Raw genomic sequence first — 20,696 nt, 5'->3', positions numbered from 1 at the left:
TGGTGAGCGAGTCACTGGCGCGAGCGCCCGCCCCTCGGTGGTTCATCGCCGGGGCGTCTGGAGGCGACCCAGGTGAATGACCAGCGAGAGCACGGTCGACCTGCTCTCCGGGGAGAGGGAACCCACCCTCGCCGCGATCTCGCGGACGGTGCTGTCGGCCAGGGCCGCCAGCAGCTCCGGGTCCGTTCCGATCGAGGGGACGCGGGGAGCGGTGGCGCCGTCGCCGGGGTCGCCGGTGTCCAGTTGCCGCAGTCCGTCCAGGACCCGTCGCAGCGTGGGCAGGTCGTCGGGGCCGGCCGGGGCGTCCCTGGCCTCGGTCCCGCGCGTGCCGTCGTGTTGCCTCAGCCGGGCGAGCAGGGCCAGTTCGGGGGCGAGCCGCTCGTGGCCGGCGTCGTCGTCCGCCAGGTACCCCACCGGCAGCGCGAAGTAGTCGGCCAGCGCGCGCAGATGGTGCGACGCCGGGTTGGTCGACCTGCCGGTGGTCAACTCCCGCAGGTAGGCGCCGGAGATGTCGACGCCGGTGCGTTCGGTGATGCGCCGCGCCAACACCTCGAACGACGCGGGCTCCTCCCCGCGCGGCGTCCGCGACTCCCGCGCCAGGCTCAGCTTCTCCGCGAGCGTGCGGGGTCGGACGGTCGTGCTGCTGGCGGCGGTCTCCGTGGCCATCGGCGGTCGCCCTGCCTTCCCTCGACGCGTGGTGCCTTCCGCTGCGGAGGAGGATAGAGCCGAGAAGGGGCGAAACGGCGCAAGCGCGGCCCCGGGCGGACAACGGGCCGCGCGGGGGAGCCGACTTCGGTTCCGGCGGCCGTCTCCGACTCCGGCGCGCCGTTCGGTCGTCGAACAGCTGCCACGCCGGCGTCTGGCGAGCGGCGGGGCCGCGCCGCGCCGCGCCGCGTCACGGGGCGGGGACCCGGGGGCCGGCGTGCGTGCGCCCGGACCCGGGCGGGCCACCGTGGATCACGCGTCCCCCGTCACCTCCGGTACCGCTCGGCGACCGCCGCGAAGGCGGCCTTGGGCTCCCACTCCATGTCGGGGTAGGTCTGCCCCCGGCGCCCTTCGAGGAGCTTGACGATGCCCAGGCCGGCCCGGTCCAGGTCGTCCCTGGGGTCGCCGTCCGGGCGGTGCGGGTAGCCGGGCAGGGAGAAGAGGAACACGAACGCGCTGTCCACGCCCTCGGTCTCGAAGATCTCCAGCAGCTCGTCCAGATACGCGGCCTGGCCGGCCTCGTCGCGCTCGTACACGCCGTTGAGCCGCACCGGGGTCCTGGTCTCCGGGTCCTGCTCGACCACTTCCAGCACCCGCCCACCGCGGTCTCCCGCGCCTCGGTAGGCGGCGGTGCCGAAGCCGGTGATGGCGAGCCGCTTCGAGGTCCGGACCAGAGTGCGCACCGCCTCCCGGAACCGGTCGGCGACCTCGGCGGAGCGGAGCAGCTCGTACGTCACCACGTCGAAGAGATCCCAGTCGACCTGCTCGAACTGGATGGCCGAGTAGGTGAGTTCGCCCAGGAAGCGCTCGCGGATCGCGACCGCCGCCTCGCGGAGGAACGCGTTGACGCGCACGCCGAGCTCGCCTATCGCCTCGGCACGCCGCTCGGGCCGGCTCATCAGGTGCCCGACCCGCTCCTCGGGGGTCTCTCCGGGCAGAAAGCCGTGGTTCATCACGCTCAGCTCGACCCCGGCGACGAACACGACGGTGGCCCCCTGGTGCCGGAGCCGTTCCGCCCGCTCGGCGCAGTCGCGGAACAGCGCCAGGATCTCCTGCGGGTCCAGCTCCAGCGGGTAGGGCGTGAACCAGACCTCCAGTCCGAGCTCGGCGGCGGCAGCGGCGGCCAGCTCCAGCCGGTCGGGGTCGCCGCCGATGATCTGGACCGCGTTGCAGTGCAGGTCGTCGCGGATGATGGCGAGCTCGCGCCGGACCACCGCGGGGTCGAAGCGCTCGCGGGACGTCTGGCCGTGCACGACGAATCCGGTGTCGTAGGTCATTCCTCTTGCGCGCATGGTGACGCCTCTCCGTCGCTTTTGGTCGGTCTCTGTCGGATGTCGGCCGGTGTCGGACCGGGCCTCGGCCGGTATCGGACCGGGCCTCGGCCGGTGTCGGTCGGGTCGAGACTGACAAAGAAAATGCGCGCACGCAAGTTTACGCACGCGCATCTTTCTGGGCCGGTAACTTTGCGTGCGCGCAGTTGTCTGTGGAACGCTGACGCCCGTGACGACACCACCACCGCCGCCGCCGCCGCCGGGGTTGCGTGAACGCAAGAAGCGGGCCACGCGTGAGGCGTTGCGTGAAGCGGCCCTGCGCCTGGCTGTGGAGCGCGGACCGGATCGGGTGCGGGTCGAGGACATCGCGGAGGCGGCCGGGGTCTCGCCGCGCACCTACAACAACTACTTCGCCAGCCGCGAGCAGGCGATCGCCTCCGCCGTGACCGGGGACCGGGAGGCGCGCGTCGCGGCGGCGGTCGCGGCCCGGCCCGAGGGCGCGCGCCTGGCCGACGCCGTCACGGAGGCGGTGGTCGAGCAGTACACGCGCGACGGCGAGCGCGAACAGCGCGCGCTGCTGCTGATCACCAGCCGGCCCGCGCTGCGCGACGCCTTCCTCGGCACCACCGCCGGCATCGAGCTCCCGCTCGCGGAGGTGATCGCCGCACGGCTGGGGGACGGCGGGGCGCACACCGCCCGCGTCCTCGCGGCAAGCGTCGCCGCGGCGGTGCGCGTCGCGCTGGAGGGCTGGCTCCGGCCGACGCGACACGCGCCGGCCGGCGAGGGGCGGGACGCCGGCGGGCTGGTCGTCCCGTCCGGCGCACTGCCCGACAGGCTGCGCGAGGCGCTGGCCCCGCTCGCGCCCGCGTTCGACGCGGCCGAGGGGCGCACCCGGTCGTGAACGCGCCCCGGCGGCCCGCGCCCCGGCGCGGCTCGCCCCGTCGCGGCTCACCCCGTCGCGGCTCGTCCCGGCGTGGCTCGTCCCGGCGCGGCGCGTTCAGTGGGGCGCGTCCGCGGTGACGATCTCGCCGTCGCGCGGGAGATGTCCGTGGAACGTCAGCGGCACGGCCGTGGCGCGCCGGATGTCGCGGTCGTCGACGGCCTGGAGATGGACGTGGGGCTCGGTGCTGTTGCCGGAGTTGCCGCAGCGGCCGAGCGCGTCGCCGACGTGGACACGTTGCCCCCGCCGCACCGTGACGCTGCCCCGCCGAAGGTGGCAGAGGGCGATCAGAACGCCACGGGTCTCCACCAGCACATGGTTGCCGGCGAGCGCCACCCAGCCGGCCGCCGCTCGTCGGCGCTGCGTCAGCGCGTAACGGACCGAGGGCAGGCCGCGATGGGCCGGGTGATCGCTCTCGGCGTCGTGCGCGGCGACGACGACACCCGCGACGGGGGCCAGGACCGGACGCCCGAAACCGGGGAACCTCTCGGGCGGTTCCGGGCGCACGAGGGAGTCGAACGTGATCGGTGCCGTGCGTCCCCCGGCGTCGACGGGCACGAAGTCGATCGCGTGCGAGGAGGCGAAGGAGGCCGTGCCGTGGCTGGGCACCCGGTTGGCGGGGCTGTTGCGGACGCGCCAGCGGCCGGTGAACGGGTAGGCGAGGTCGATGGGTTCCGCCACACGGTCCTCCTCGTGGTCTCCTGCCCCGGGCATCCCCCTCTCGGAGCCGGCGCCAACCCGCGCGCCGGATCGAGAGAGGGCCCGCACGGTCGTCCGCCGGCGACTGCCCGGGGCGTGGCACCGTCGGGGTACCGTTCCGGGGACGCGGCCGGAGGGCGGCCGGGACGGCAGCGGCGGCGACTCGCGCCCGAAGGCGGTGGTGTGCGGTGCGGAACGCGTATTCGCCCCTGCCGGAACTGAATCTTCTCAAGGAGTTCGAGGAACGGCTCGGTCCGGTCTGCTACTCGGACGGTTTCGAACTCCGCGAGTACGGCGCGGACGCCGGCCTCCACACCTGGTCGGACCACCCCGCATTCCTGAGCCGCTTCCTCCCCTTCGCACAGGCCAACGGCTCGGGCTCCGACTACGCGCTGTGGCGCTGCGACCAGCGGACCGATCTCGCCTCGCTGCCCGTCGTCTTCGTCGGGGACGAGGGCGACCTGTATGTGATCGCGCGGAACCTGAGGGAACTGTTCCGGCTGCTCGCCCTCGACAGCGAGCCGATGTCCGACTTCGGCTTCCTGGGCGCGGGCAGCGGGGACGGCGGACACAGCGAGGGGCACCGCGAGTTCCTCGACTGGCTGCACCAGCACTTCGGGCTGGGCCCGCCGGAGGACGTGGACGCGCTCTGGGCCGAACGGGCAGCGCTCGACGACCAGTTCAGGGCCTGGGCGGGGAACTTCGTCGAACGGGGCGCACGCTGACGCGCGAAGCCGCGCGGCGCGGCGCGGCGCGTTGGGCGGCCCGACGCTCACCGCGTCGGAGCGACGCTCTCGGCGCCGGTCCCGCCACGGCTCTGCTCCGGCCGTTCCGAGAAGGTGATGCTGCGCAGCATCGTGACGACCGGTGGCATGTAGGCGTGCCAGTGGCGGGGCACCGAGGTGCTGAAGGTGACGGTCAGCAGGCGTTGGTCGTCCGACGGGGTCCGGTCGGTCACGGAGGGAAAGGAAGGAACGGGGAGGAACGCCTGGAGTTCGGCGAAATCGATGTGGTCGGGCGTCTTCTCGGAGACGACGTCCGCGGGAAGGCGGTATCTGCGGTTTCCCGTCACCACGGTGGCCGGTCCCGTGGGAAGGTCGTAGACCCGGCCGCTCCAGTCGCCGCGCAGGGCGACGAGTGACTGCATGGCCCCCTCGGCGGCGACCGCCGGGTCGTCTCCGTAGGGGAACGCCTGGGCTGTGACGAGGATGCTGGCCATGGACAACTCCGCGTCGACGAGTCGGAGCGTCGCTCCGGCGTAGACGGTTCCCAGCTCGTGGAGCGCCTCGGACACCCTGTGCACCTCGTTGAGCGGCCTCTGGTGGAGGAACCCCTCCTCGTCCACGGGGTGCGGATCCAGGGCCGCCACATGTGCACGGGTCTCCTCGACCGACATTCCACTGGGGAACTCGAAGAAGCCCCCCGGCACGTCGAAGTACACGTACATCAGTTCCCCTCCGGTGGGGTCGGGCCTCGGTAGGGGGGAGGCGGAGGCGGCGGGGGGACGTCGAGGGCGGACTGCTGGTGGAAGTTCTCGACGATCTCCCGGTTAACGCGGGCCGTGCGTCGCGTCATGGGGCCGATGGCGATACCGAAGGCCAGCAGCAGAGCGGCTACGCACCACAGGGTGACGCTCAGCGCGGTGTTGTCCCGCACGTTCCAGGCGACTGACGCCGCGGTGAGGAAGAAGAACCCGATGACGAAGCGCGCGGGCGCGGGGTTGTAGCCCTCCGCGTGGTCCCAGGCGTCCTTCGCCGCCGACATCGCGGCGGGTGAGGTCCCCCCGGGCGCCCTCATGGCGCGCGCCTGCCCGAGCGGGGTGGTGTCGAGCGCGAACTTCAGGATGGCGCCCCGCGATCCCACCTCGCGGTGAAGGACGTGATACCCCCGGGCGTAGGCGCCATCGATGACGTCGTCCAGCAGGTGAATATCGCCGGCCAGCCATACGTCCACTGTGGGGCGGCCGTCGAAATCGGCGAGAATCCTATTCAGTGTCATGTGGTCACGTGGCCTTCGTGCGCTGCGGATGGTTCTTGCCATGCGCTGTCGAATCCCTCCATGAGGGTGACCGCGTCGACGGTGGCCGATTCCTCTGGCGCCGGCCCGGCTTGGTCTGTGCTCGCGTTTTGGATCAGCGACGTGATGGAGTCGATCAGGCCGAACCCCGAGGTGGCCTCAGTGGCCCATGAGCGCCCGATCGTGCCGAGTAGGCTTCCCGCTCGAAAAGCGGATCCGAAAGGTGCGATACCGAGGAGGTCTTGCGCGAAGGTACGTGCGGAGATCTCCTCGCCGCCGAGCTTGGCCGCACCATGGGCGGCTGTCGCCGCGATGGCGAAACCGCCCGAAGCTATCCCCAGTTGGACGGCAGGCCCGGCGAGGGGCTGCAACATCGGGATGACGGCCAGCGCTCCCAGGGCAACGGCCGCTATCCCCAAGGCTGCGCTCATCAACCCGCAGATGTCACCCAACAGGCGGAAAGCCGTGGCGTTCTCCGCTATCCAGCGGCCGACCGCCTGGAGCACGTTGTCGGCGATGGCGGCGATGCCTTCGACTAGTCCGCCCACCCAGTCGCCGATGCTGGAGAGCCACCCCGGTTCGTTCGGGGCGATGTCCATGGCCCGGTCGAGGCGGTCGGCGATCTCCTCGCCGTACTGGGTGTACTCGACGGCCAGGTCGCGGGCCCGCCGGCGCACGTCCTCCAGGTCCTGCTCGACGCGATCGCGGTCCCGCTGGGCGCGCGCGTTCTCCTCAAGCGCGCTGTCGCGTTCGTCGCCCTCCTCCAGAGCGAGCAGCTCGCTCAGCGCCGTAGGCCCGGGGAGACGGTCAAGTCGACTCCGCAGGGCCTGGGCGTCGTGCTCCAGGCGTTCGGCCTCGCGCTGGGCGGGCGGCATGTGCGTCGCCCAGTCCTCCAACGCCCGGGAGGCCATCACGAAGGACTCGTGGGCCGCCTCCACCTTCGGCTTGAAGTCGTCGTCGAACTGCTCGCGCCACGCCTCAGCCGCCCGGCCGCGCCACTGCCCACCGCCCGTGCCACGCAGGAGCGCGACGACATCGCCGAGCGCGGTGGCGGTTTGGCGTACCTGGTGAGCCACCCGGCCGGCGGTCGGCGGGTCGCCGGGGCAGGGGACAAAACCGAGCGCGGGGTAGTCGGCGGCCTGGGCGGGCGCGGGGGTGACGGGGAAGGAAAGGCTCATGCCGCCAGATCACCACCGTCTCCCTCGGTGCTCTCCTCGCGTAGACACGCCTCCAGGCCCTCGTCGATGGCCTGGAACGAGCGGAGTATCTCGTCCAGTCCGTCGGCCGCGTTGTCGGCGAACTCCGCCAACTGCGAGATGCCGTACTCCCATTCCTCGCCGAAGTCGTCCATCCGCCGTTCGAGCCTGGAGACCCCCATCGAGGCGCCGTCCACCTCCGCCATGGCCCGGCAGGGCTCCTCCATCAGCTCGGCGATACCGCGGATGTTGTCGCGGTTCGCGCGGAGCATGTCGTAGTCGAGGTAGAGATCGCTGCTCACGGGCCCCCAGTAGGCAACTCAACGAAACCGGTCGGTCACTGTACTCGAACGGTTGCTCAGTGTGCGAGAGGGGGCGGGGGGTGGGCCGGAGGCGCGATGGGCCCCCTGGTGCCGTGCGGTGCGGGCCGAGGTCGGCGGGGGTGTGCGAGGGGCGGCGTTGTGGGGAGGTGCCAAAAGGGGGTCGGTTTTGGCCGTACTTACTTGTGAGTAACGACGCATAGCCGGGCGCCCGGTTCGGCACCTACGGTCGTTTCATGCCGAACCTGCCCGACGTCGTCCTGTGGTCCATACCCGCGTTCGTGCTGCTCACCGTCGTCGAAATGGTCAGCTACCGGTTCCACGCGGACGAGGAGGAAGCGGGTTACGAGGCGAAGGACACCGCGACCAGCCTCAGCATGGGGCTGGGCAGCCTGTTCTTCGACTTTCTGTGGAAGATCCCGATCGTCGCGATCTACACGCTCCTCTACGAACTGACCCCGCTGCGGGTGCCGTTCGAGTGGTGGACGTTTCCGCTGCTGCTGCTCGCGCAGGACTTCTTCTACTACTGGTCGCACCGCGGCCACCACGTCATCCGCATCCTGTGGGCGTGTCACGTGGTGCACCACAGCAGCCGCAAGTTCAACTTCACCACCGCCCTGCGGCAGCCGTGGACCAGTCTGACGTCGTGGCCGTTCTATCTGCCGATGATCGTGCTGGGGGTGCATCCGGCGGCCGTCGCGTTCTGTTCCTCCGTGAACCTGGTCTACCAGTTCTGGATCCACACCGAGCGGGTGGACCGGCTGCCCAGGCCGTTCGAGTTCGTCCTGAACACGCCCTCGCACCACCGTGTGCACCATGCTTCGCAGGGCGACTACCTGGACCGCAACTTCGGCGGCATTCTGATCGTCTGGGACCGGATCTTCGGCTCCTGGGCAGCCGAGGAGGAACGGCCGGTCTACGGGCTCACCAAGAACATCGAGACCTACAACCCGCTGCGCGTCGCCACCCACGAGTACGCCGCCATCGCGCGCGACGTGCGCGCCGCGCGGGACTGGCGCGAGCGGGCGGGGCGGGTCTTCGGCGGGCCGGGGTGGCAGCCGGAGGCGGCGCGGGCCGTCGAGGCGGCGCGGGCGGAGCGTTCCGGGTGAACGCCTGGGGCGGTGTCCCGGCGCGGGGGTGGCGTGGCGCGTTTCTGACGGTCGCGGCGGTCGACCTGGTGTCGCTGCTGCTCGGGTTCGACGCCGGCCATCTCGTCGCCAAGCCGCTGCTGATGCCGCTGCTCGCCGCCTACGCGGCGGCCGCCGGCGCGCCCAAAGTGCTGGTCGTCGCGGTGCTGTTCGGCTGGGGCGGCGACGTGTTCCTGCTGGTCGACGCCGACGCGGCGTTTCTCGCCGGGATGGGCTCGTTCGCCGTCGGCCACGTCTGCTATCTGGCGCTCTTCGGCCGCCGGAGGGCATCGGTGCCGCTCGGGCTCGGGTACGCGGTGGTGCTCGTCGGCGCCGTGGCCCTGCTCTGGCCCGACCTCCCCGCCGAACTGCGAATCCCCGTGGCCGGCTACTCGCTGCTGCTGGCCGCCATGGCCTACCGGGCCAGCGCGCTGGGCGTGCGCGCGGGCGTCGGCGGGGCGCTCTTCCTGGTCTCCGACACGCTGATCGCGACGGACATCGCGGAGTGGCCGCAGCTGCCGGCGCCCGACCTGTGGGTGATGGCGACCTACCTCGCCGCCCAGTATCTGCTCACGACGGGCATCCTCACGGCACGGCGGCAGGAGCGGCAGCGCGAGCGGCGGCACGAGCGGCGGCAGGCGGGGGCGTGAACGGACCGGCTCACGCCGTGTGTTCGAGGAAACGCAACACCGCCAGCACCCGCCGGTGCCCCGGCTCCGTCGGGGGCAGCCCGAACTTGCTGAAGATGTTGGCGACATGCTTCTCGACGGCGCGCTCCGAGACGACGAACGAGGCGGCGATCGACTGGTTGCTCCGGCCCTCGGCCATCAGCGCCAGCACCTCCCGCTCGCGCGGCGTCAGCGCGCCGAGCGCGTCCGCGCGCCGGGCGGCGCCGAAGAGGCGGCCCACCACCTCGGGGTCGAGCGCGGTGCCGCCGGCGGCCACCCGGCGCAGGGAGTCCGTGAACTCGTCGGTGTTCATCACCCGTTCCTTCAGCAGGTAGCCGATGCCCGCGGTGCCGCCGCCCAGCAGCTCCGCGGCGTACCGGGTCTCCACGTACTGGGAGAAGATCAGCACCCCGGTACCCGGATGGTCGGCGCGCAGGGTGACGGCCGCCCGCAGCCCCTCGTCGGAGTGGCCGGGGGGCAGCCGGATGTCGACGACGGCGGCGTCCGGCCGTTCCTCGGCGACGGCGGTGAGCAGCGACTCGGCGTCGCCCACGGCCGCCACCACCTCGATGCCGCGCAGGCCCAGGAGTTGGACGAGGCCTTCCCGCAGGATCGCGGAGTCCTCGGCGATGACGACACGCATGGGGTTCCGTTCGCTGGTGCGGCGCGCCCCGGGACGGGGCGCCGGGGACGAGACGCCGAGGGCGGGGCGCCGGCCCCCGGGACGGCGGGGTCGGTTCACGCGCGCGGCCCCCCGGTGGGAAGCGCGACGGTGACGACGGTCGGCCCGCCGGGCGGGCTGACGCAGGTGAGCGTGCCGTCCACCGTACGGGCTCGGGCCAGCAGCCCGGTGAGCCCGGTGCCCGCGCCGGGGACGGCGCCGCCCGTTCCGTCGTCCTCGACGGCCAGCACCAGCGTGTCGCCCCGGGTGCGGGCGTCCACCCGGACGAGTGAGGCGCCGCTGTGCTTGGCCGCGTTGGCGAGCAGCTCGGCGGCGCAGAAGTACGCGAGGGACTCGACCGCGGGCGGCGGCCGGAACGACAGGTCGGTCGTCAGCTCGGTGGGCAGCGGGCCGTCGGTGACCAGTGTGGCGAGCGCGGTGTCCAGTCCCTGGTCGAGCACCGGCGGGTGGATGCCCCTGACCAGCGTCCGCAGATCGGAGACGGCCGCCGAGGCGTTGCCCTGCGCCGTGCGGATCACCGCCAGCACCTGCTCCCGGTCGGCGCCCGCCCCGACCAGCTCCCGGAGCGTCGCGAGATGCACCCCGATCCCCACCAGCCGCGCCTGCGTGCCGTCGTGCAGGTCGCGCTCGATGCGTCGCAACGTGGCGGCGGCGTCGTCGACAGCCTGGGCCCGGGTCTCCTCCAATGTCGCGATGCGGCGGTCGCGGTCGCCGGCCGCGTCCGGCCCGAGGAGCGCCCGTTGCAGCAGCAGATGCGGAACGGTGGCCACCCGCAGCAGCCAGGGCGCCGCCAGCAGCAGCGCGGCGCCCACCGCCACCGGCAGCAACCAGCGCGGCCAGGTGTCGAGTTGCGTCCCCGCCACCTCCAACCCGACGTGGTACGTGCTTCCGTCGGGGCGGTGGACGGTGTGGTGGTTCCAGTGCCGCACCACGGGGTGCGCGAACAGCAGCGCCCCGTACACGTAGCCGACCACCACGGCCGCGGCCGGCGGCAGCGCGGCGAACGGCGCGGCGAGCGCGTACCCGACGGCCCGCCAGCCGTTCCGCTCGGTCAGCCGCGCGCGGCGCCAGCCGAGGGCACCCCGGCGCGGGGGACCGTCGCCCTCTCCCGAGGGGTCGGCGTTCGGCCGGTCGATCCGCTGACCGAGGAGCGCCCCGCTCAGCGCCCGCTGGGCCTCGCCGAGGGCGAGCGCGCCGCGCACGGTGAGCGCCATCAGCCACAGTCCGAACGTCGTCCAGGACAGCGCCCCCGCCACCAGCAGCCCGGCCAGCACCAGCGGCAGCCCCAGCAGCGCCAGGGGCAGCGCGCACACCGCGCACAGCGCGGCGGCGAGCGCCCGGCGCGTGAAGGGCCAGGCGGGGCGCGGCCGACCGGGCCGTGCGCGGTGCTCGGCGTGCCGCTGGTCCATGGGCTTCGCTTTCGGGTTCGGGAGGGGCGTCACGGAAAGGGGGGCGGGCGGCGGCCGCACAGCTGAAGGGGGCGGGCGGCGGGCTCACAGTTGGTGGAGGATCGGCCAGGCTAGCGCGCCGCCCACCGCGGCGGTCAGCAACGCCCCGGCGACGGCCGGGCCCCGGCCGCCTCCCGCGCCGAGGAGGGCGACGACCAGCCGGCCCTGGAGCGCGGCCAGCCCCTGCCCGATCCACGGCATCAGCAGCAGGAACGTGACCCCGCCGGGGACGGCGTGCGTGAGCCAGGCGCCGGCGAGGGTCGGCCCGCCCCAGTCCGTCTCGGGGTGGGCGTCCGGCCGCAGCGGATAGCCGAAGTTCATCGGCACCAGTGACCAGCCGTAGACGGTGACCAGCGCGGCGATGAGGTTCAGCGGGAGGGACAGCGCCGCGTGCGCGAGCCCGCGCGCCGGCCCGGCGCGCTCGGGCGCCTCGACCTCGACGCCGAGCAACGCGCGCGCCAGGCCGCGCTGCACCCGGTCGGCCGGGCCGCCGAGCAGCGCCAACGGCAGACAGAGCAGGCCCACCGGCAGTGCGGACAGCGCGTAGGCGACCCGCTTCCATGTGTCGGCGGTGAACGGCTTCCGCAGGACGGCCGCCGGACGGGACGTCCGCGGGGCGGGTTCGGGCGTCAAGGTGGTTTCGGGCGTGGGGGCGGGTTCGGACGTGGGGGCGGTTCCCGGCGTGGGAGCGGTGTGGGTCTCGGCCATGTGTTCAGCGTGCTCGTGGCGGGCGGCGAGATCGATCGTGCGGCCACGGGGACGCAGGGTTCGGTTTACCCCACCGAGGAGTCACCGAGGACCCACCGAGACCCCACCGTGCCCCCGGCGCGTGCGGGAGTGGCGCGGCGCTCGGGTTGACCCCACCCGGGGGCGGGGGCTGGCCGGATGGTCGCGGGCCGGGGGCGCCGACAGGATCGGCGGTGTTCGGGGCGGGGCGATCGAGGGGTGGGCGAACCATGGGAACGAGAAGCGGCGGCCGACTGCGCCTGACGGCGGTCGCGGCGGTCGTATGCGGCGCGACCGCCGTCGGAGCCGGGGCCTGCGGCACCGGCGAGGGGGACCGGCTGCGGTCCGACGCCGAGGCGATCGTCGCCACCGGCGTCACGGGGGTGCAGGCCCGGGTGACCGGACCCGACGGGGCCTCGGAGAGCGTCGCCGCCGGTGTCTCCGACACCGGGGACGACCGACCGGTCGCCCCCGACGGCCACTTCAGGATCGGCAGCGTCAACAAGACGCTGGTGGCCGCCGTGCTGCTCCAACTCGCCGCCGAGGAACGCCTGTCGCTGGACGACACCGTCGACTCCTGGCTTCCCGGGCTGGTCAGGGGCAACGGCCACGACGGCCGGCTGATGACCGTGCGGCAACTCCTCCAGCACACCGCCGGCGTCCACGACGGCGCCTACCCGGTGCGCGGCGGCTCCGCCGAGCGCTACCGGGAGAACCACGACGAGCCGTACACCCCGGAGGAGGTCGTGGCCGCCGCCATGGGGGGCGCGCCGGACTTCGCGCCGGGTGAGGGCTGGAGCTACTCCAACACCGGGTACGTCCTGCTGGGGATGGTCGTCGAGCGGGCCACCGGCCGGCCCTGGCAGGACGAGGTCGAGGCGCGGATCCTCGGCCCGCTCGGGATGCGGGACACCGTCTGGCCCGGCGACGACCCCGGGCTGCCCGAGCCGCACGCCCACGGCTACACCCGCTTCGCGCCGGGGGAGGAACTGGTCGACACCACCGCGCTCGTCGACGCCGACGCCTCGGGCGGCTATGTGTCGACCACCGCGGACCTGGACCGCTTCGCCCGTGCCCTCTTCGACGGCACGCTGCTGGACGAGGCGGGGCGGGCCGAGCTGACCGAAACCGTTCCCGTGGGCGAGGACGACACCCCCTGGGAGGGGGCGGGCTACGGGCTGGGGATCTTCTCCCGCGCCCTGTCGTGCGGCGGCACGGTGTGGATTCCCAGCGGCGACCAGATCGGCTACCGGACGCGGATCGGTGTCACCGGGGACGGGCGGAACAGCGTCGTCGTCTCGATGTCCACCCAGCTACAGGACTCGGCCGACAGCGCCCTCGCCCAGGAGGCCGCGGCCACCGAGCTGATCGACAACGCGCTCTGCGCGGCGCGCGACTGAGGCCGCCTGCCCGTCGCCGGCCCTCCGTGTCGCGCGAGACGTGTGCGGAGCGGGTCCACCCGGTCGCGTTCAGACACCTCGTGGTTAGAATGCGCCAGGTGAACGGTCACGACCGGACAACTTGAGGGCCGAGGTGGGCAAAGGCCCGTTGGGGGGATCCATGGGCGCGGGCAGCGACCTGTACATCGACGGCGAAGTGCTTTCCCGGGTGCGCGGCAACCTGACCCACATCACCGACATTCTCGACGATCCGGCCGATGCCATCGAGTCCGTGGGCTCCGGGTCCGCCGGGGTGCGGTCGCTGGCGGACCGGCTGGACGAGTTCGGTGATGAGTGGAGCTACGGGATCGGCAAGATCGGGGAGTTCGCCCGGGGCGCGGCGGAGACGCTGACGCGGATCGAGCAGGAGTTCGCCGACATCGACCTCAGTCTGGCGGAGAAGCTCAACGAGGCGGCGTCCGGGTCCTGAAGGCACCGGGACATCGGCCCTGCGGGGCCGGCCGGAGAGCGACGCGCGCCGGTGGACGGGCGTCAGGGCGGTAGCAGCGGTAACGGGGAGAGCAGATGGGGACGTTTCCACGAGAGCCGCGCGCGGGTGACTTCCCGGCGCTCGGGTTCATACCGTGTCGGGGCGACCAGAGCGCCATGGACACCGTGGCCCAGGAGTTCGGCGACACCGCCGAGGTGCTGAGCGAGGTCAACGCGGTGCTGACCGGCGCCGAGGAGGGCGAGTGGCGGGGGCGCACCGCCCGGGAGTTCCGGCGGATGCTGCGGGACGACTTCCAGCCGAAGGTGGAGGAGGCGTACCAGTCGTTCAGCATGGCCCGGCGGGCGATCTCCGACTGGGTCGTCGACATGGGGCACTACCAGCAGCAGGCCGACGCGCTGGAGCGGGACGCGGCCGTCGCGCTGGCGGACCGGGACGCGGCCCAGGCCGGCCTCGACGGGCTGCCGCCGAGACCCGGGGCCTTCGACCCCGAGCCCGAGGACGACGCCGAACGCGAACGGCAGGAGCGCGTCGAGGACGACCGGGAGCGGCAGGAGGCCGCCTACCGGGTCGCGGACGCGGCGCTCCAGGAGTTCAGGGACCGTGCCCAGCGGCTCCAACTCCAGTACGAGGAAGCCGGCCAGGACATCGCGGGGCGGCTGCGGAACGCCATGGACATCGCCCCCAACGAGCCGGGCTTCTGGTCCTCCCTGGGCGACGCGATCGGCGACCTGATGGACGGCTTCGCCGATCTCATCGACGATATCGGCGCCGCGTTGATCGACATCCTCGCGGAGTGGGCGCCCATCCTGTCGAAGATCGGCGCCATCGCCGGCCTGCTCAGCACGATCACCGGCCTGCTGGCCCTGCTGCCGATCCCCGGCGCGCAGCTGCTCGGCGTGGTGGCCCTCGGGCTGGCCGCCGTGTCGATGGTGGCCAACTACGGTGCGGCGGTGGGGGAGACCGGAAGCTTCAGCGCGGCGCTCGCCGACCCGGCCTTCCTGCTGTCGGCCGCCACCCTGGCGTTCGGCGCCGGGTCGTTCGTCGGCATGGGCGCGCTGCGCTACCTGGGTGCGGCCGACGACGTCTTCGGCTTCGCGATGCGCAACGGCAGCGTCGCCAGCAGACTTCCGGGCACGATGGGGCTGACCTGGGCGACCAACGCGAACGCAGGCGCCGGCCGCTTCATGGACGGCTTCGGGAACGCGAGCACCATCTTCGACCCCGGCAGCATGTTCACCGGCTGGTCGCGGAACAACTCGCCGGTCCGGAACTGACCACCGGCGTGAGACGGAACGATGACGACCACGATCCCGGGGGCAACGTGACGCGGACGACCGGCGGACCCGAACGGCCGGCGGCGCCGGAGCGTGCGGTGGCGTCGCACGCGCCCGGCGGAGCCGAGGAGACGGACGGGCCGGGGGAACACGTCCTCGGGGGCGGCCCGCCGGCGCAGCTGTATCTGCCGACGGACTGGCTCAACTTCCTGGAGGACGGCGACGACCAGGGCGCGGCCCGGCGGCGCTACGAGCGGCTGTTGACGGAGATCTTCCCCCACATGCCGGCGGCGGGCCACCGGGAGATCGTCGAGGGGCTGATGCTCTGGCGTGACCGGTTGTGGACCGAGGGGTTCCTCGCGCACGGCGTCATCTGCGTGCCGGCGGAGGGGGAGGACCGGGCCGCCCTGTGGCAGATCCTCGTCGCGGCGATGAAGCTGCCCGCGACCAGCGGTGAGCTCGACACCTCGACGCTGATGCAGCGTATGGCCGGCGGTTCGGAGCTGGACCACCTCACGCATGTCGAGAAGTACCAGACCGAGATGGGGCTCGGTCTCGGCATGATCGGCCGCCCACCGCTGACCCTCCCCGGCGGCGGGACGGTGCCGGGCGACGGTGGCGAACCGCGCCGCTGTGGCATGGCCTCCGCGCTGTCCTACGCCCCGGGCGCCGAGTTCGGCATCCTGGCGGTCGGCGTCAGCCTGGACCCGGAGCAGGACCGGCAGCTCGCGATGATGGTGGCGCTGATCGCCGGCAGGTCGCGGCTGGTGACCGACGAGCCGGAAGCGGCCCGGGAGAACGACGCGGCAACCGGGACGGCGCCGGAGGCCGGCACGCGCGCCGGGCCGAGGGCGTTCGCCGGCTGAGCCGACGGGAAAGGCATCGTTCACCGGACGCCGCGCGCGTTCCCCCCCACGTGCGACGACAGTCGACGACAGGAGAGGCAGACAGGTGACCCGACCACCGCTCCCCAGGACACCACGGCACGAGTTCCCGTCGGACCTGCGGCGCCGACACACGTTGGACCACATCCGGGAGTGCGGCATCGGGGCGGTGGCCCGGCATCCGGTCACCTACCGCAGATGGGGGCCGGCCAGGTCGATCGCCGTGACGCTCGGGGTGTTCCTCGGGTTGGGCGTGCTGATGGGGTTCGGGGCGTCCAGCAGCGGGGACGTGCCGTTCGTCGTGCCGCCGTTGGCGGCGCTCGGCGCCTGGGCCGTGCTCTACGGTCTGCCCGTTCTTCTGCCCCTGGCCGTCAGGGACCTCCGGGGCAGGCGCCGGCTGAACCGGGCGGTGTCCGCCATCCCGCACCCGCGAGACCACGCGCTGCCCGGCTGGATGGGCGAGACGCCGGGCCTCGTCAGCTACGACGGCGGTGCCCTGCGCCTGCACACCGCGCGGGGCGTCGCGATGGAGGCGCCCTTCCCCGGCATCTACGTCGTGGAGGAGCTGCCGCCCAAGGGCTTCTCGGGACTGCCGGGCATCGACGTGCTGACCACGGACGGCACTTGGACGGAGATCCGCGCCACCGACAACAAGAAGCTGCTGACCGTCCTGGAACAGGCCGGCACCCCGGTGCTGCGGGCGGTCAACCGCTTCTGACGCCGGGGCACTCGCGCGACAGGGGGGAACAAACCCGTTACCGGGGAAAGCTCAGTGCGAGGGACCATACGTCGTCGCCTTGATGAGGGCCACCGTCGCCAGGGGGAGTGCGTACGACATAGAGGACGGAAGAGGTCCCGGAGAGCCGGTACGCCGTGAAGCCTTTCATCGAGGGGTCTCCGACTTCTTCCAGGCCGAAGCCGGCTTCGGTGATTCTGGCGGAGAGCAGAGCGAAGGGGACGTGCGTCCGGAAGTCTCCGTGTTCCTCGCGCAGTCGCCGTGGAACAACGTCCTCTGCCCAGACGAGCCGGTGGACCTGCACCGACACGGTGGTGCACTGCCACTCGCCTTCCCGTCTGAGGAAGGAAGCCTCGAGCAGGCCGTAGTCACGGCGCATCCTCCCCTTGCGGACATCGTCCACACAGTCGCCGCCGAGTACGAGGTCCCACTCCGTGGGAAGGGACCCCGCCCCCAGGCCGCAGACCGTTCCCCGAGTCGCCGTGCGGACGTAGAAGTCGAGGTCGTCGCTCACATCTTCTCCAGCGCCTTGATCAGGAAGTGGATTTCCAGGGCCCGGTTGGAGCTCATCCCGAAGTCTCCCCTGTTCATGGCGTCACGGGCGGAGGTTGCCTTGTTGATGAGATCGGCTCTGAAATCCGGGTTGCTTCTGATTTCGTCGAGAACTCGCTGTACGTCGCGATCGCTTGCTGTCCCGGTCCGGAGCCGAATTCCTTCACCGGCTATTCCTCCGTTGTGGTCCGGGAATACTCGCACCTCTCGATTTCCGATGTGGACGTGGGCGCCCTTCGTCCCCCAGTCCTGGTAGGAGACTGAAGTGTGAATGTATGCGGCAAGACCGAGGGGGTCGATCCAGATGTGCGGGTTGACCACGTAGGCGTAGTGGTTGGGCGCTGGTCCAAGTCCGAGCGGGTCGGGGCTGGTGTAGCGTCCCAGTTCCGGGTCGTAATGTCGGTGGTGATTGTAGTGCCACCCGGTTTCGGCGTCTGCGTACTGACCGGGGAACCGCAGCGGTGTGTGCGCGCCGGCACCGGACCGAGGGCGGCCGGGTCGGGGAGCGCCCCAGAGGGTGGCGTCCGCTTCCCAAACGATGTCGCCGGACTCGCTGACGAGGTGGGTCGGGGTACCGACGAGGTCGGTGACGATGGCGTAGAAGCGTCGGTCGATCTCGTCCTGTCCGGCTATGTCCGCGGTGCGTTCCGTCTGCGTGATGGGGTGCAGTCCGTGGTGGTTCCAGGTGAGGCTGACGAACCTGGGCTGATCGGGCGAGGTGCTGGTCTGTTCGACGAGCGTGTCGCCGTCCCAAGTGAAGCTCACCTGTTCTGCGATGGCGCTGCCGTCTTCGGCGAGGCGGCGTTTCGCGATGCGGCGACCGAGGGGGTCGTAGAGGTAACGCCACTGCGTACCATCGGGGGTGGTGACACCGGTGAGGCGGTCCTCGGCGTCCCAGGTGTATCGCCAGATGTCGGGCTTGCGGGAGAGCCGGGTCTTTTGGCGGAGTGTGACTCGGCCGCCCGTGTCGTATTCATAGCGGATGGCTCCGGCCCGCGTGATGCGGCTGCCCGAGAAGGTACGTGCACCAACCGCTTCTTCGTCCGGCTGTTCGGCCGGCCACATGGCATGAGTCTGGTTGCCTGCTTCATCGTAGGCGTAGGTTTCCGTCCACCCGGCAGAATGCAGTGTGGTGACCCGGCCCGCCTTGTCCAGGGTGAAGGCGCTAATGCCCGTCAGATGCTTCTCGACGCTGGTGAGGTAGTTGTCCGCGCGGTAGGTGTAGGAGTGCTGGGCGATGGCGGTGGTGGTCTCCGGCCTGCCCAGCGACTGGGCGATGAGGCGGCCGACGGGGTCCCAGGCCTGTGTCAGGGTGAGGGCCTCGCCATAATGGCGAGCCGTCTCGCGCCCGGCGGCGTCGTGTTCGAACGTGAGGGCGCGGCCGTCGCTGATCAGTTCGGCTGGCCGACCGGCCTCGTCGTAGGTCCACGTTGTCAGCACACCAGCTGGGGTGCGCCGTTGCGTACGCCGCCCCGCGGAGTCATAGGCATGCGTGAGCGACTGGCCGTTGACGCTCTCGCGGGTGACGCGCCCGAACCTGTCCCGTTCGAACACCAGGTCCGCGTCCGGGCCCCTGGCGCGCATCAGATGTCCCATCGCACCGTATTCGAATTCCGTGATCTGGCCATCAGCGTCCTTGCGGGTGATTCTGCCGAGAGCATCCCGTTCGAAGCGGATCGGCTGACCGAGCGCGTTGATGCGGGCAGTGAGCTGTCCCGCAGCGTCGTGTTCGTAGACTAGGCGCCGGCCGTCGAAGTCGGTCTCCCCGACCAGGCGGCCAGCCGGATCGTAGGCATACTCCCAGTGCAGGCCCTGGGAGTTGGTCACGCGCAGGAGGTTGAGTTCGGGGTCGCGGGTGAGGGTGAGACAGTTGCCATCCGGGCCAGTTTGGGAAGCGGGCAGGTCAAATGGGCCGTAGGTGTGGGAGGTGACGCCACCGGCCGCGTCGGTGTAGGTGAGAAGGTTTCCTTCGGGGTCCCATTCCCACGACTCGACCGCACCAGCCGGATTCAGACGCCGCAGCGGTTTGCCTTCTACGGACCAATCCACGCGGGTACGCGCTCCGAGCGGGTCAGTGATCTCACGCGGCCGGCCGAAGGAGTCCCGTCGGAACAGGGTTGTCTCGCCCAGAGCGTCCGTGATCGCGACCGGCAGCCCGGCTGCATCGCAACGGATGCGGGTGGTGTTGCCCAACGGGTCGGTATACGTAGCGATACCGCCGTGGTCATCGTAAGAGAAGCGCGTGCGGTTGCCCGCTGGGTCCAGTACCGCAACGCGGTTGCCGTGTGTGTCGAATGCCTGCTGCCACGTGGCACCGTCGGGATCGGTGACTTCGCTGGGGAAGCCCTGCTCGTTGTAGACGATTCGGATGCTGGTCCCGTCAGGGCGGGCGGTGACGAGGACCTGGCCGGTGTCGTCGTACTCGTAGCGGGTCGAACGGCCCAGCGGGTCGGTGACGGCAAGAAGGCGATCGTACCGATCCAGCTCCCGGTGGGTGGTACTGCCCAACGGGTCAGTCTCCGCAACCAGCTGGAAGCAGTCGTTGAACTGGTATGTCGTGGTGTGATCCAGTGCGTTGGTGGACGTGGTGCGGTGATGTTCCGGGTCGTAGGCGTACCGGTACTCCAGCGCCCGGTCAGTGCCGGTGGAGAGCACACAACGCCCATCGGCGTCGTAGTCATAGCGGTACCACGTGCCGTTGCGATCCTCCCACCGAATGAGCCTGGACTGCTCGTCATACGTGAACTGCAGGGGCAGTCCGGAAGAGTTGACGATTTCCGCGAGATTCCCGGCAGCGTCGTAGCCGTACCGCACCAGCAGCCGTTGCTCCGGGTCGCTCAGCAGCGTGAGCTTGGTGACACGGCTCTGGTCAGTGGTGACACCGATGTGGTAGCCACCGTCGTGAAGTACGTCCGTTGGAGCACCGCTGACCGGATCGTATTCCAGACGGATCTGATTGCCGTTGCGGTCCACGATGGCGGTCAGCGGCAGTTCCCCGCCGGGTCGGCCGGGAGTAGGGGCAAAGTGAAGAGTGCGCCCATACTCCCGCTGATGGACACTCATCGGTGACCCTGGCTGTCCATCCCAGGACAATCCCCACCGAGGGCCCTCTACTGGCAGTACCGGGTCATCCGGGTCAGGCAGCGGAATGGGGTAGAGCAGCGTCATGCCGTCGGCGGAGAACATGCGCACCCCCTGGCCATCCAGCACCAGTCGCTGATCCAGCGTCGACGCCCAAGAACGGCCGAACCAACGGCCGTCCCGATACGTGGACAAGTGATAACGCTCAATCGACAACGGCAGAATGCCAGGGAGATCGACATCAACAGCCGGCATCGCGACTTCTCCCGTGGCCAAATCCACCGGGTCACGTGAAAACAGCTTCCGTCCCCACTCCACACCATTGCGCCTCAACGTCCGGCCCAGCCCTAGCGCTCCCTGTCGAATGCCACGCAAGCCGGTGCGGGCAGCTGACAGCCCACCACGAAGTCCTCGGGCAAGGCCGCCTAGAGTGGTCAGGCCTTTCATCCCCGGGATGCAGTCGAGTGCGGCGAAAGCGACG

The 20,696-nt window shown here is 71.4% G+C and carries 21 protein-coding genes; 9 read left to right on the top strand and 12 right to left on the bottom strand.

The window, feature by feature from the left end:
• Positions 1-42: 42 nt before the first annotated feature.
• Both CRP51_RS26785 and CRP51_RS26780 read right to left on the bottom strand, forming a co-directional pair.
• On the bottom strand, positions 43-666 hold the full coding sequence (locus CRP51_RS26785; protein ID WP_097233942.1) for a hypothetical protein: 624 nt from the start codon (positions 664-666) through the stop codon (positions 43-45).
• A gap of 305 nt (positions 667-971) precedes the next feature.
• Positions 972-1,997, bottom strand: coding sequence for a glycoside hydrolase family 113 protein (locus CRP51_RS26780; RefSeq protein WP_245880827.1), 1,026 nt, complete (start codon positions 1,995-1,997; stop codon positions 972-974).
• A 208-nt stretch (positions 1,998-2,205) separates the two neighbouring features.
• On the opposite strand from CRP51_RS26780, the gene CRP51_RS26775 reads away from it, so the two are divergent.
• The gene (locus tag CRP51_RS26775; RefSeq protein ID WP_097233940.1) at positions 2,206-2,877 is read left to right on the top strand and encodes a TetR/AcrR family transcriptional regulator; all 672 of its coding nucleotides are present in this window, start codon (positions 2,206-2,208) and stop codon (positions 2,875-2,877) included.
• A 96-nt stretch (positions 2,878-2,973) separates the two neighbouring features.
• Here CRP51_RS26775 and CRP51_RS26770 read toward each other — a convergent pair whose 3' ends face one another.
• Positions 2,974-3,597 carry a M23 family metallopeptidase gene (locus tag CRP51_RS26770; RefSeq protein WP_097233939.1) on the bottom strand — a complete coding sequence of 208 codons (624 nt, stop codon included), beginning with the start codon at positions 3,595-3,597 and terminating at the stop codon, positions 2,974-2,976.
• 206 nt (positions 3,598-3,803) lie between these two features.
• Between CRP51_RS26770 and CRP51_RS26765 the strand changes: the two genes are divergently transcribed.
• The gene (locus CRP51_RS26765; RefSeq protein ID WP_097233938.1) at positions 3,804-4,340 is read left to right on the top strand and encodes a hypothetical protein; all 537 of its coding nucleotides are present in this window, start codon (positions 3,804-3,806) and stop codon (positions 4,338-4,340) included.
• A gap of 47 nt (positions 4,341-4,387) precedes the next feature.
• On the opposite strand, the gene CRP51_RS26760 is transcribed toward CRP51_RS26765, so the two are convergent.
• From CRP51_RS26760 to CRP51_RS26745, 4 genes are read right to left on the bottom strand one after another with little or no spacing between them, the layout of a single operon-like run.
• A complete protein-coding gene (locus CRP51_RS26760; protein ID WP_097233937.1) occupies positions 4,388-5,062 on the bottom strand; it encodes a hypothetical protein in 675 nt (224 codons plus the stop codon).
• The gene (locus tag CRP51_RS26755) at positions 5,062-5,655 is read right to left on the bottom strand and encodes a hypothetical protein (RefSeq protein WP_170970694.1); all 594 of its coding nucleotides are present in this window, start codon (positions 5,653-5,655) and stop codon (positions 5,062-5,064) included. The genes CRP51_RS26760 and CRP51_RS26755 overlap by 1 nt, the downstream gene beginning before the upstream one ends.
• Positions 5,610-6,809, bottom strand: coding sequence for a putative T7SS-secreted protein (locus CRP51_RS26750; RefSeq protein ID WP_097233935.1), 1,200 nt, complete (start codon positions 6,807-6,809; stop codon positions 5,610-5,612). Before CRP51_RS26750 ends, CRP51_RS26755 begins: the two co-directional genes overlap by 46 nt.
• Positions 6,806-7,129 (bottom strand): hypothetical protein, encoded by a 324-nt coding sequence (locus CRP51_RS26745; protein ID WP_245880826.1) that lies wholly within the window; start codon positions 7,127-7,129, stop codon positions 6,806-6,808. The genes CRP51_RS26750 and CRP51_RS26745 overlap by 4 nt, the downstream gene beginning before the upstream one ends.
• Before the next feature lie 254 nt (positions 7,130-7,383).
• Here CRP51_RS26745 and CRP51_RS26740 point away from each other — a divergent pair, with 254 nt between their 5' ends.
• Both CRP51_RS26740 and CRP51_RS26735 read left to right on the top strand, forming a co-directional pair.
• Entirely contained in the window at positions 7,384-8,256 is an 873-nt protein-coding gene (locus CRP51_RS26740) for a sterol desaturase family protein (protein WP_097233934.1), read from the top strand.
• Positions 8,253-8,924 (top strand): lysoplasmalogenase, encoded by a 672-nt coding sequence (locus CRP51_RS26735; protein ID WP_245880825.1) that lies wholly within the window; start codon positions 8,253-8,255, stop codon positions 8,922-8,924. The genes CRP51_RS26740 and CRP51_RS26735 overlap by 4 nt, the downstream gene beginning before the upstream one ends.
• 10 nt (positions 8,925-8,934) lie before the next feature.
• On the opposite strand, the gene CRP51_RS26730 is transcribed toward CRP51_RS26735, so the two are convergent.
• From CRP51_RS26730 to CRP51_RS26720, 3 genes are all read right to left on the bottom strand, one after another.
• Complete coding sequence (locus CRP51_RS26730) at positions 8,935-9,585, bottom strand: response regulator transcription factor (protein ID WP_097233933.1); 651 nt, start codon at positions 9,583-9,585, stop codon at positions 8,935-8,937.
• A 95-nt stretch (positions 9,586-9,680) separates the two neighbouring features.
• Positions 9,681-11,033, bottom strand: a complete 1,353-nt coding sequence (locus CRP51_RS26725; RefSeq protein ID WP_097233932.1) for a sensor histidine kinase — start codon at positions 11,031-11,033, stop codon at positions 9,681-9,683.
• Between the two features lie 84 nt (positions 11,034-11,117).
• Positions 11,118-11,705, bottom strand: a complete 588-nt coding sequence (locus CRP51_RS26720) for a hypothetical protein (protein WP_141514675.1) — start codon at positions 11,703-11,705, stop codon at positions 11,118-11,120.
• A gap of 323 nt (positions 11,706-12,028) precedes the next feature.
• Between CRP51_RS26720 and CRP51_RS26715 the strand changes: the two genes are divergently transcribed.
• The 5 genes from CRP51_RS26715 (at position 12,029) to CRP51_RS26695 (ending at position 16,564) form a co-directional block, all read left to right on the top strand.
• Positions 12,029-13,198, top strand: coding sequence for a serine hydrolase domain-containing protein (locus tag CRP51_RS26715; RefSeq protein WP_097233930.1), 1,170 nt, complete (start codon positions 12,029-12,031; stop codon positions 13,196-13,198).
• A gap of 160 nt (positions 13,199-13,358) precedes the next feature.
• Positions 13,359-13,667 carry a hypothetical protein gene (locus CRP51_RS26710; RefSeq protein WP_097233929.1) on the top strand — a complete coding sequence of 103 codons (309 nt, stop codon included), beginning with the start codon at positions 13,359-13,361 and terminating at the stop codon, positions 13,665-13,667.
• Between the two features lie 176 nt (positions 13,668-13,843).
• The gene (locus tag CRP51_RS26705) at positions 13,844-14,962 is read left to right on the top strand and encodes a hypothetical protein (protein ID WP_097233928.1); all 1,119 of its coding nucleotides are present in this window, start codon (positions 13,844-13,846) and stop codon (positions 14,960-14,962) included.
• A 47-nt stretch (positions 14,963-15,009) separates the two neighbouring features.
• Positions 15,010-15,828 carry a hypothetical protein gene (locus CRP51_RS26700; protein WP_170970693.1) on the top strand — a complete coding sequence of 273 codons (819 nt, stop codon included), beginning with the start codon at positions 15,010-15,012 and terminating at the stop codon, positions 15,826-15,828.
• An 85-nt stretch (positions 15,829-15,913) separates the two neighbouring features.
• Positions 15,914-16,564 carry a hypothetical protein gene (locus CRP51_RS26695; protein ID WP_141514674.1) on the top strand — a complete coding sequence of 217 codons (651 nt, stop codon included), beginning with the start codon at positions 15,914-15,916 and terminating at the stop codon, positions 16,562-16,564.
• A 37-nt stretch (positions 16,565-16,601) separates the two neighbouring features.
• Here the strand turns inward: CRP51_RS26695 and CRP51_RS26690 are convergent, their stop codons facing one another.
• Positions 16,602-17,096, bottom strand: a complete 495-nt coding sequence (locus CRP51_RS26690; RefSeq protein ID WP_097233925.1) for a hypothetical protein — start codon at positions 17,094-17,096, stop codon at positions 16,602-16,604.
• Entirely contained in the window at positions 17,093-20,662 is a 3,570-nt protein-coding gene (locus CRP51_RS26685; protein ID WP_141514673.1) for an RHS repeat-associated core domain-containing protein, read from the bottom strand. Before CRP51_RS26685 ends, CRP51_RS26690 begins: the two co-directional genes overlap by 4 nt.
• Positions 20,663-20,696: the final 34 nt, after the last annotated feature.

The sequence above is a fragment of the Streptomyces zhaozhouensis genome (assembly GCF_900230195.1).
GTDB classification, from domain to species: domain Bacteria; phylum Actinomycetota; class Actinomycetes; order Streptomycetales; family Streptomycetaceae; genus Streptomyces; species Streptomyces zhaozhouensis.
Note: the sequence above shows the minus strand (reverse complement) of the source record. Positions and strands in the feature narration are given on the sequence as shown.

What these genes read in the sequence shown, in the direction of transcription:
- CRP51_RS26740 (WP_097233934.1), top strand. Translation starts at nt 7,384, where the DNA reads ATGCCGAACCTGCCCGACGTCGTCCTGTGGTCCATACCCGCGTTCGTG.
- CRP51_RS26715 (WP_097233930.1), top strand. Translation starts at nt 12,029, where the DNA reads ATGGGAACGAGAAGCGGCGGCCGACTGCGCCTGACGGCGGTCGCGGCG.
- CRP51_RS26785 (WP_097233942.1), bottom strand. Translation starts at nt 666, where the DNA reads ATGGCCACGGAGACCGCCGCCAGCAGCACGACCGTCCGACCCCGCACG.
- CRP51_RS26685 (WP_141514673.1), bottom strand. Translation starts at nt 20,662, where the DNA reads ATGAAAGGCCTGACCACTCTAGGCGGCCTTGCCCGAGGACTTCGTGGT.
- CRP51_RS26750 (WP_097233935.1), bottom strand. Translation starts at nt 6,809, where the DNA reads ATGAGCCTTTCCTTCCCCGTCACCCCCGCGCCCGCCCAGGCCGCCGAC.
- CRP51_RS26705 (WP_097233928.1), top strand. Translation starts at nt 13,844, where the DNA reads ATGGACACCGTGGCCCAGGAGTTCGGCGACACCGCCGAGGTGCTGAGC.
- CRP51_RS26710 (WP_097233929.1), top strand. Translation starts at nt 13,359, where the DNA reads ATGGGCGCGGGCAGCGACCTGTACATCGACGGCGAAGTGCTTTCCCGG.
- CRP51_RS26755 (WP_170970694.1), bottom strand. Translation starts at nt 5,655, where the DNA reads ATGGCAAGAACCATCCGCAGCGCACGAAGGCCACGTGACCACATGACA.
- CRP51_RS26780 (WP_245880827.1), bottom strand. Translation starts at nt 1,997, where the DNA reads ATGCGCGCAAGAGGAATGACCTACGACACCGGATTCGTCGTGCACGGC.
- CRP51_RS26730 (WP_097233933.1), bottom strand. Translation starts at nt 9,585, where the DNA reads ATGCGTGTCGTCATCGCCGAGGACTCCGCGATCCTGCGGGAAGGCCTC.
- CRP51_RS26760 (WP_097233937.1), bottom strand. Translation starts at nt 5,062, where the DNA reads ATGTACGTGTACTTCGACGTGCCGGGGGGCTTCTTCGAGTTCCCCAGT.
- CRP51_RS26725 (WP_097233932.1), bottom strand. Translation starts at nt 11,033, where the DNA reads ATGGACCAGCGGCACGCCGAGCACCGCGCACGGCCCGGTCGGCCGCGC.